Below are 9,764 nucleotides of genomic sequence, written 5' to 3'. Positions count from 1 at the left end.
CGATCGGGAGAACTGCACTCTCGAACGGGATTACTGCACGTTCGATGCGGATTACTGCACTCTCGATGGGAGGGAGGGGAGGGGAGCTACTTCGTCACGGCGAAGGTCCCGCGCGCCCCGCGCTCGGCGTCGATCATGATGTGGTTGACCATCGAGTAGTGGCCGGCCTCCGGGAAGGTCAACTCGACGAAGCCGCCCTGTGCGGGCATCAGGTCCAGGGCCTGGGAGCCGCCGGAGTGGTAGCCCGGCGGGTCGAGGGGGCCGCGGCCGTCCTTGAGCAGGTAGGTGCCCTCCTTGTACACGGTGTCGAACTGGGTGCCCACGACGTGGAAGGACAGCGGCCGGTTCGGGCCGATGTCGAGCACCCAGATGCGCACCCGCTCGCCGACCTTCGCGGTGAGCGGCCGGTCGACATACTGGTTGACGAAGCCGTTGAACATCAGTCCGTCCGGCTGGTCGGCGGCGACCTTCGTCGCGTTGACCGGGTCGCCCTGAGCGCCGAGGTAGAGCTCGGTCTGGCTGATGACGTACGAGTGGTCGACCTTCGGCAGGCCCGGCGGCTCGATGACGATGGCGCCCGCCATGCCTGCGGCGATGTGGGTCGACATCGGCATCGTCGAGCAGTGGTACATCCAGATGCCCGAGCGCTCGGCGGTGAACCGGTAGACGAGGGACTGACCGGGCTGGATCGTGCGCATCGGCAGGTCGGGCGCGACCTCGCTCGCATGGAAGTCGACCGAGTGCCCGATGGTGCCCTTGTTGACGAGCGTGACCTCGAAGGTGTCGCCGACCCGCCCGTGCAGCACCGGCCCGATCGAGGTGCCGTTGTAGGTCCACCGGACCTGGCTGACCCCGGGTGCCACCTCCGTCTTGACGTCCTCGGCCGTGAGGGTCACCTTGTGGATCTTCTCGTCGGTGAGCGGCGGCAGGACGGGGTCGTATGCCGTGAATCCGGTCGGCCACTGCTTCAGGAAGTCGATCGTGGGGCTGGGCCCCGTCGCGTCGGCGTGCGTCATCCCGGGCATCGTGGAGCCGCCCATGCCGGAGGCCGAGTCGCCCGGGCCGGACCCAGAGCCACCCCCGCCCGACGCGGCGCCGTCGCCCGACGCGGACCCAGCCGTGCCCGAGCCGGTCACGTCGACCTTGAAGACCATCCCCATCTGCCGGTGCCCGACGACGGAGCACCAGCCGTCGATGGGCGCGCCGACGACCCCGACGTCTACCGTCGCCTTCTCGCCCGGGGACAGGCGGGGGCTCTTGGCGCCGTTGGCCAGGACGAGGTCGTGGATGTCCGTGGGGTCGGTGTTGACGAGGTTGACGACGAGCTTGTCACCGACGGGGACCGACACCTCCGCGGGGTGGAAGCGCATGCCCTTGGCCGTGACGGTGACCGTCGTCGTGTGCCCGGTCGGGGTGACCTCGGCCGACGCCGCTCCCTGGCCGGCCGCGGTGGTCAGCCCGGCGGCGGTGGGGTCGAGCCCGACGCCGAGCGTGGCCCCGACGGCGATGACGGCGACCGAGGCGATGAGCTGGGGTCGCGACCAGGTCTTGGGAGAGGTGTCGACATGCCGCACGCCCGGGGTCGCGGGCTTCTTCTCCAGCGCCCGCTTCGCCTTGATCGAGGCGATGATCCCGCGCAGCAGCAAGGGGATCGAGACCGCGAGTGCGACGAGGGTCAGGACCGACAGGACGACGCGGACCAGGCTCGGCACGGGCAGCAGGCACAGGGCGAGCCCGAGGTTGGCGACCGCCACCCGCAGGGTGCTCCACCGCTCGAGCTCGGCCATCCCGGCGCGGAGTACGGATGGCCCGCCGCCGATGACGACGGGCAGCAGGTAGCTGAGCGCCCCGAGCAGGACCTGGAGGGCGAAGCCGACGACGAAGATCGTCGTGAGGATGCCGTAGTTGTCGGCCAGGGCCGCCCATGAGCCGCGCGTGGCCAGGGACCAGGCCATCAGTCCGAGCCCGACCGGCAGCCAGACGAGCCCGGCCCCGGCAGACATCGTCGGGAACGCCGAGGGCGGCCGCTGCCGGGCCGCCGTGAGGATCGGCCGGTAGACCCACAGGGTGCCGACGAGGTAGGCGACGACCCCGATGGCGCCGAGCCGCGCCTCGTCGAGCAGCGGCCCGACGATGACGAGGAGCAGACCGACTCCGAGGATGGGCAGGGCGTGCTTGGAGGCGGACTCGGCGTTGGGCGCCATACGGGTGCGCAGCATGGTGGGCCACAGCGTGACGAGCGTGCCGAGCACGGTGAGCCCGATCCAGCCGAGCAGGTTCGTCATGGAGTGCGCGACGAGCAGCCGGCCCTGCCAGGGGTCGGCCAGCCCCCGGGCGAGCAGCACCCCGAACAGTGCCCCGACGGGGAGCAGCAGGGCAGCGACGACGTAGTAGCGCACCGTGATCCGGAACCGTCCCGGCAGCGCGGCCCGCAGCCGTCGCACGAGCATGACCGCGTGCCAGAGCACCGCGCCCGAGATGAGCGTGCCGCCGGCGATGGTGAGGGGCCAGATCGAGGTCGGCACCCCGATGAAGACGGCGATCGCGCCGATGTGGAAGATGCCGAGCCGGATCGACTGGACCCGCCGCTCCTCGAACCCCTCCCTCGTCCTCAGCAGCGCGTCGGTGAAGTGGACGCTCCACACCATCGCCGAGTGGGTCACCGCACCGAGGACGACGAGATGCACCATGAGCCACCGCGACGACGCGAAGAACGGGTGCACGAGGCTCACGACGAGTGCGACGAAGAGCCAGATGAGGACGGGGCGGTCGCGCATGAACCACGATCCGCGGGTGTTCATGAGGGTCTCCGGGTCGAAGGAGTGAAGGGTATGCCGCTGGGCCCCGTCCCAGCCTCTCCTCGGGTCGCGCGCCGGGCGCGGGACGCCTGCCGCTTGGGCGGGCGCGCGACGCTCGAGCCGATGGCGACGAGGAAGAACAGGAGCAGGGCGGCCACGTTGACGACGGATCCAGCCTGCCAGATCGGGTATCGGCCGACCACATCGCCGAAGATGATGCGCATCACGAGGCCGACGTGCATGAGGGCGAGCGGTCCCCACATGACCGCCCGATAGGGTAGCGGCCGGCGCAGGACCGCGGGCAGGATGACCGGTGCGTGGGCCATGACCATCGAGATGGCGAAGCCGAGCATCACGGAGTGCACGACGAGGTCGTAGGTGCTCCCCTCGGTCTGCGCGCCGCCCACGATCCAGGCGAGCGCCGCCACGAACAGCCAGACGTAGCCGCCGAGCAGGGCCGCCGCGCTGAAACGGGGCAGGCCGGTCGCCCGGATCGTCTTGCGCGCCACGTCATGCCGGACCAGCCACACGACGAGGGAGGCGATCACGAGGCCGGTCAGCCGCGCGCCCGTGTCCGGCCAGACCAGGGTGGCCACCAACGTCATGGTCAGGGCACTCGCGTGCAGGACCAGGGTGCGCCCTCCCGTGTTCGGCATGGCGAGCCGGGCAAGCTCGACCCGCTCGGCGCAGATGGTCAGCACGACGAAGCCGACGAGCCAGGGCATGAGCCACGGGACGCCGACCTTGAGCCAGAGCACTGCCCCGATGGCCAGGTGCACGGCGCCGAGGAGCTCGACGATGACGACGTCGTCGTGGTTGCGCCGCCACAGCGCGGCGTAGACCGCGACGAAGGCGAGGGCGCCCTCGACGAGGAGGAGCCGACCGAGGGCGAGCGGTGCGGGGGTGAGCAGCACGATCCCGCCGAGGCCGAGCAGGAGGGGAGCGGCATACCCGAGCGGGTGGCGCAGGGCGACCGCGCGCTCCATGGCGATGAGGGTGCCGAGGAACCCACCGACCATGAGCATCCCGTGCAGGTCTGCGAGGCGGGCCGCCGACACCGGCGCCCCGACGCCCACGAGCAGGAGCGCCGCATCGACGCCGGCCAGCATGGCGATGCCCGCCGGGACGAGGAAGACGGCGCGCGAGAGCGTCTGGCGGGCGCCAGGATTTTTCACGGTCTCAACTGTAGATAACGGGCGCGCCCCCGCCAAACTCCCGCCGGCCAGCCCGCGTCACAGCTTCCCGTCACAGCTTCCCGTCACAGCTCCCGCCACAGTGCGGTGCCGACTGGACTTGCTTTTCCACGGCGCCCTCCGTGTAAACTACTGAATGTAGTAGTACGACCGGTAGCAGTGCCCGAGCCCTGACCACTTCGAGGACCCGCGATGACCGACATCGACTTCCCCCTCTGGCTGCGCGCCACCCACCTGGTCAACTTCTTCCTCATCGGGCTGCTGCTCCGGTCCGGCTGGCAGATCATCGCCACGCATCCGCGCCTCTACTGGCGCAGCGACTGCGGGCCGGGGACGGAATGGTTCAAGTTCACCAAGCGCGTGGTCCCTCCGGAGGAGGGCGCCTACACCGCCCACGACGACGAGCTGCAGCCGCCGAGCTGGCTCACCCTCCCGGGCGGCCGGAACCCCGGGCTCGGTCGGCACTGGCACGGCCTCTTCACCATGCTCTGGGTGCTCAACGGCCTCGTCTACGTCGGCCTGTTGTTCGCCACGGGAGAGTGGCGCCGCATCGTGCCGACGTCCTGGGACGTCATCCCCGAAGCGTGGGAGTCGCTGAAGATCTACGCCGGCTTCGGGGTTCCCTCGATCGAGCACTTCACTCCGTACGATGCGCTCCAGCAGCTCACCTACTTCTCCATCGTCTTTGTCGTCGCCCCGCTCATGATGGTGACCGGGCCGGTCATGTCACCGGCCGTCAGCAGCCGGTTCCCCTGGTACCCCAAGCTGTTCGGCGGTCGTCAGGCCGCGCGCTCCATCCACTTCATCGGGATGGTCATCCTGTCCGTCTTCATCGTCGGGCACGTCGCGCTCGTCTTCCTCACCCACCGTGAGTACAACGTCACGCACATGGTCTTCGGCGAGTACGACCCGGCGCGGGTCGCGCAGGCCACCACGACCATCCTCACGACGATCGCTCTCGTGCTGATCGTCTGGATCGCCATCAGCTACCTCAGCATCCGCAACCGCCGAGGCAGCCAGAAGTTCCTCTACGCCGCGCTCGAGCCGTTCCGCAGGCGGACGATCAACAAGTTCTCACCGCGCAACCGCAAGGCCCAGCCCTACACGGAGAAGGACATCTCGCCGTACCACTGGACCAACGGGCGCTACCCCGAGCCGGACGAGTCTGCGGAGTGGCACGAGCTGGCCTCGAACGACTTCCGCGACTACGTCCTGCAGATCGGCCCGTCGAGCGACCCCGAGCGGATCGTCCGGGTGCCGTTCGAACAGATCAAGTCCATGCCGCAGCACGAGCAGATCGTCGCGCACGCCTGCATGCAGGGCTGGACCGGTATCGCCAAGTGGAAGGGTCCCAAGGTCATGGACGTCATGGACCTGGCCGGCCCGCCACCGGCCGACGCGAAGTACCTGCTCGTCACCTCGTTCGGCCTCGCCCAGAGCATGAGCGACGGGCGACCGCTCGAGCCGTTCTACTCGTGCATCCCGATCCAGGACTGCCGCGAGGACGAGTCGATCTTCGCCTGGTCGATGAACGACAAGCCGCTGCCGTGGACCTTCGGCGCACCGCTTCGGATCCGGATCGAGTCCTACGTCGGCTACAAGATGGTCAAGTACATCCGCTCGCTGGAGTGGATCGCGGACTACAGCACCATTCAGGACGGCATGGGCGGGACCCGCGAGGACTCCGGCTACCAGGTCATCAACGCCCGGATCTGACCCTGCCACCCGTTCGGAAGTGACATGTCTGCTCCGGAATCGACCTCGATCCTGACCCCGGCACAGATGGCGAAGGTGCTCGGCGGGCTCACCTTCTCCACCGGCCTCGTCCTCGTCGTGCTCACCGGGGCCGAGCTGTTCACCTCGTCGACCCTCACGCTGACCGCCCGAGCGAGCGGGCGGATCACCTGGGGCCCGCTGCTGCGCAACTGGGTCGTCGTCTACGTCGCGAACTTCATCGGTGCCCTGACCACGGTCGGCCCCGTCTACTTCGGGGGACCTGGCGCAGCGCCGAGGGAGGCTGGGGGAAGGTCGTCCTCACGACGGCGTCATACAAGCTGCAGCACACCTTCACCGAGGCCTTCTTCCGCGGCATCCTCTGCAACCTGCTGGTCTGCCTCGCCGTGTGGGCGGCCTACTCGGGACGCACGACCACGGACAAGATCCTCGCGGTGACGATGCCCATCGCGCTGTTCGTGGCCTCCGGCTTCGAGCACTCCGTGGCGAACATGTTCATGGTGCCGCTCGGCATCCTCTACTGGACGACCTTCCGCCACCTCGAGGGTCGCAAGCAGCGCGCCGAGGCCACCGAGGCCGTCGACGCTGCGCGGGCCACCGAGGTCACCCCGCGCTGAGCTGCGGACCGGACCCGGTCGACCGGGCGCGGTCGGCAGGTCGGTCGACGGGTGGGGCACACTGGGTCAGCAGCCCGGTCAGCCGTGAAGGGACCGGCACCCCGACCCGAAGGAGCACGCCATGGCCTTTGCCACCTGCGCCGCCGACCGCCTGTCCCGTCTCGCCCTCGGCGCGGCGTTCGCCTGGCTCGGCTACGACGCGGCGACGAACCCGGGTGGTCGGGTCCAGCTCGCAGCGGAGCTCGGGATGCCCAACCCCGAGGTGGCGGTTCGCGTCAACGGCGGGGCGATGGTCGCCGGCGGTGCCGCCCTGGCCCTGGGCATGCTGCCGGGGGCTGCCGCCCTCGGCCTGGTGGCCTCCCTCGTCCCGACGACGATCGCCGGCCACGCCTTCTGGAAGGTGGACGACCCGAAGGCCCGTGCGACGCAGCGGACCCAGGTCCTGAAGAACATCGGCCTGGCCGGCGGGCTCCTCGCGGTCGCGGCACGCCGCTGAGCCACGACCCGACCCGTTCGCGTCGAGGGAACGGACCTGGCCGGCGGGGCGACGATGCAGCACGGTGACCTGGGGAGCAAGGTGCTCTGGGTGCTGCGCAACGCCCGGGCACACGCTGCCGACCCGGCGGTGCGTGCAGCCAGCGGTTTCGCCACCGGCGCAGGCCGAGCCCGAGCCGTCCACCGCTCCCAGGTCGGCCGTTGGGAGGGTGGCGCCGTCGCCGTGACGCACGACCTGGTCCGACGGTACGAACGGGTGCTGGACCTGCCCGAGGGCCAGCTGCTCGCCGCCATCGACGTGTTCAGCCGGACGATGCTGGTGCCCCCGTCGGTGCCGGTGCCGCTGCCCCCGCCCGGTGAGCCCGACCCGGACGAGACCCTCGAGCTCCTCGAGCGGGTCCTCGGCACCGAGCGGATGACGGGCGTCGACTGGGACCGGCTCTCGCGCAATCTCACTCGTCTCCCGCACGTCCTGCTCCGAGCCCGCGACTGGGAGGCCATCCTGCGCCGGTGCAACCAGGAGATCGGCCTCAGCCTCGAGCTCGACTTCGTCCTGCGCTATTACGCCGCAGTCCGATTCGTCTCTCACCCCAAGAGCGCGGTGCTCGCGGCGGATCTGGCCGCAGACGGACTGCGGGACCCGACCCGGCAGGTCTACGTCGACACCGCCTCGGTGCTGCGCTACACCTCCCATCAGGCCGCGATCGACGTGCTGATCGACCAGCTCCGGAACCCGACGAACGATCATGCGCTGCGGTCTGCGCTGATGGTGCTGACCTCACTCGTGCAACGGCGCACACTCCACCGCAAGAGCGTCATCGAGGCCACCCGCCTGTCCGTCGAGCACTTGCGCGACCCGCAACGCAGCTTCCTGGCCAGACGCGGCGCGGCCAGCTTCATCCATGCCGTGAACCTGCCGAGCAGGGAAAGTCTCGCCGCCGGCCTCACCGTTGACAACCAGGAGTTCGCCGCCTCGATCGTCCTGGCAGGTAGAGCCCGACGTCCCGACGACCTGCGTGACCTGCGGTTCCGGATCCGGCGCCGGCTCGCGCAGTCGCTCTCGCCTGCCGACCTCGAGGAGCCGGTGCTCGACTCCGTGATCGGTGCCGCGATCGGTGAGTCCAACGAGGAGACGAGCGGCAGCGCCCTGGCCGTGCTCATGCTCTCTCCGCAGGGGCCGGTCGTGGGCCGGGCCTACGTCGACGAGCTCGTCCAGTCGCTCATCGGCGGCGACCTGGTCGCAGCGCACGAGTGCCTAGCCGTCCTGTCCTGGCTCATGCGGCCCGAGTCCCTGGACGTTCTCACCGATCTGGCCAGTGACCCGGAGGTCGACGCCGAGATCGCCTATGAGGCGTTCAATGCTGTCGGCAATGCGGGCGAGCCGGCCGGCCCCACCCAGCGGGCCCGTGATGAGCTGCTCCACGATGGGCTGGTCACGGTGGTGCGGGAGACCACCAAGCCGCCGCCCCGTTCGGAGGGCCTGATCCGTGGGCACGCCTACGCCCTGGGCATGAGGGGCCGCTACGACCTGCTCAGCGCGGTCCTGGACGACCTCGACTCCGGCCGTCTGCAGGCGGCCTCACCCGTTGTCGAGGCGCAGGCCCGTGCGTTGCTCGGCTGGTGGCGTGACGTGCCGGATCATGTCCGACCGCTCCGCTGACACCGCCTCCGGTAGAAGGCATCCTCCGGTCGCAGGGCCGGCAGCCGTGCCTCAGCCGAGCCAGACCCCCGCATCCCACGCCGAGGCCAGCACAGCGGCATACGGGCCGATGTCGATGCCCTGGCGCTCGAGCCAGGCGTCCGAGCCGTAGGTCGTGTCGTAGCGCTCGCCCCGGTCACACACGAGAGAGACGATGCTGCCGGGCCGACCCGCCTCGTGCAGCTCGCAGGCGAGACGCAGCGCACCGTAGAGCGCGGTTCCGGTCGAGGCACCGGCGTGCAGGCCGGTGCGCTCGCGCAGGCAGCGCATCGCCGCGATCGAGGCGGCGTCGGGGACGCCCAGCATCCGGTCGACGACCGTGCCGATGAAGCTCGGCTCGACCCGGGGCCGTCCGATCCCCTCGATGCGCGAGGGCCGCGTCTCGTACGATGCGTCACCGCGCCAGCCCGGCAGGAACGCCGACCCCTCCGGGTCGGTGACGCAGATGCGCGTGGACACAGCGCGGTAGCGGACGTAGCGGCCGATCGTCGCACTCGTGCCGCCGGTGCCCGCGCCGACGACGACCCACTCCGGCACGGGGTAGCGCTCGAGCTCGAGCTGGGCGAAGACCGACTCGGCGATGTTGTTGTTGCCGCGCCAGTCGGTCGCGCGCTCGGCGTGGCTGAACTGGTCGACGTAGAGCCCGCCACACTCCCGGGCGATGCGGGCCGCCTCGTCGTAGACGGTCGACGGGTCGTCGACGAGGCGGCAGCGGCCTCCCTCACGTTGGATGAGGGCGATCTTCTCTGCGCTCGTCGAGCTGGCCATGACGGCGACGAACGGCAGCCCGAGCATCCGCGCGAAGTACGCCTCGCTGATCGCCGTCGAACCGCTGGAGGCCTCGACGACGGTCGTGTCCGGGCCGAGCTGGCCGTTGCACAGGGCGAAGAGGATGAGCGAGCGGGCCAGTCGGTGCTTGAGGCTGCCGGTCGGATGGGTCGACTCGTCCTTGAGATAGAGGTCGACCTGCGGGCAGCCGGGCAGCGGGACCGTGAGCAGGTGGGTGTCGGCGCTGCGGTTCGTGTCGGCCTGGATCAGCCGCACGGCCCGGGCGACCCAGTCGCGGTCGACCGGGTCGGCTGTGGACACGTCGACGAGGGGGGTGACTGCGGAGGTGGCCGTGGGTGCTGCGTCGTGGGTGGGCATGATTCGGAGCCTACTCAGACTCAGGCCGCGCGCCGCGCTGATGCGACGACGCGCGCCGCTTCGCAGGCCGCTGTCAGACCGT

General features: G+C 70.2%; 8 protein-coding genes. 5 read left to right on the top strand and 3 right to left on the bottom strand.

Going from position 1 to position 9,764, the window contains the following annotated elements; genetic code table 11:
• Positions 1-86: 86 nt before the first annotated feature.
• On the bottom strand, positions 87-2,801 hold the full coding sequence (locus tag L0H79_RS17435; protein ID WP_301485917.1) for a multicopper oxidase domain-containing protein: 2,715 nt from the start codon (positions 2,799-2,801) through the stop codon (positions 87-89).
• Positions 2,798-3,973 carry a hypothetical protein gene (locus L0H79_RS17430; protein WP_301485916.1) on the bottom strand — a complete coding sequence of 392 codons (1,176 nt, stop codon included), beginning with the start codon at positions 3,971-3,973 and terminating at the stop codon, positions 2,798-2,800. The genes L0H79_RS17435 and L0H79_RS17430 overlap by 4 nt, the downstream gene beginning before the upstream one ends.
• Positions 3,974-4,183: 210 nt before the next feature.
• Between L0H79_RS17430 and L0H79_RS17425 the strand changes: the two genes are divergently transcribed.
• The 5 genes from L0H79_RS17425 to L0H79_RS17405 all read left to right on the top strand — a co-directional run bounded on the left by L0H79_RS17425 (position 4,184) and on the right by L0H79_RS17405 (position 8,497).
• The gene (locus tag L0H79_RS17425; protein WP_301485915.1) at positions 4,184-5,707 is read left to right on the top strand and encodes a molybdopterin-dependent oxidoreductase; all 1,524 of its coding nucleotides are present in this window, start codon (positions 4,184-4,186) and stop codon (positions 5,705-5,707) included.
• A 24-nt stretch (positions 5,708-5,731) separates the two neighbouring features.
• Entirely contained in the window at positions 5,732-6,163 is a 432-nt protein-coding gene (locus L0H79_RS17420) for a formate/nitrite transporter family protein (RefSeq protein ID WP_367652490.1), read from the top strand.
• Positions 6,046-6,342: a formate/nitrite transporter family protein gene (locus tag L0H79_RS17415; protein ID WP_301485918.1), complete on the top strand. Its 297-nt coding sequence runs from the start codon at positions 6,046-6,048 to the stop codon at positions 6,340-6,342. The genes L0H79_RS17420 and L0H79_RS17415 overlap by 118 nt, the downstream gene beginning before the upstream one ends.
• Positions 6,343-6,463: 121 nt before the next feature.
• Positions 6,464-6,838: a DoxX family membrane protein gene (locus L0H79_RS17410; RefSeq protein ID WP_301485914.1), complete on the top strand. Its 375-nt coding sequence runs from the start codon at positions 6,464-6,466 to the stop codon at positions 6,836-6,838.
• 54 nt (positions 6,839-6,892) lie between these two features.
• On the top strand, positions 6,893-8,497 hold the full coding sequence (locus tag L0H79_RS17405) for a hypothetical protein (RefSeq protein WP_301485913.1): 1,605 nt from the start codon (positions 6,893-6,895) through the stop codon (positions 8,495-8,497).
• Positions 8,498-8,548: 51 nt separating this feature from the next.
• Here the strand turns inward: L0H79_RS17405 and L0H79_RS17400 are convergent, their stop codons facing one another.
• Positions 8,549-9,682: a PLP-dependent cysteine synthase family protein gene (locus L0H79_RS17400; RefSeq protein WP_301485912.1), complete on the bottom strand. Its 1,134-nt coding sequence runs from the start codon at positions 9,680-9,682 to the stop codon at positions 8,549-8,551.
• Between the last annotated feature and the right edge of the window lie 82 nt (positions 9,683-9,764).

It is taken from the genome of Intrasporangium sp., assembly GCF_030452765.1.
Classification (GTDB): domain Bacteria; phylum Actinomycetota; class Actinomycetes; order Actinomycetales; family Dermatophilaceae; genus Intrasporangium_A.
The sequence above is the reverse complement of the archived record's forward strand: the minus strand, read 5'-3'. Positions and strand labels throughout refer to the sequence as shown.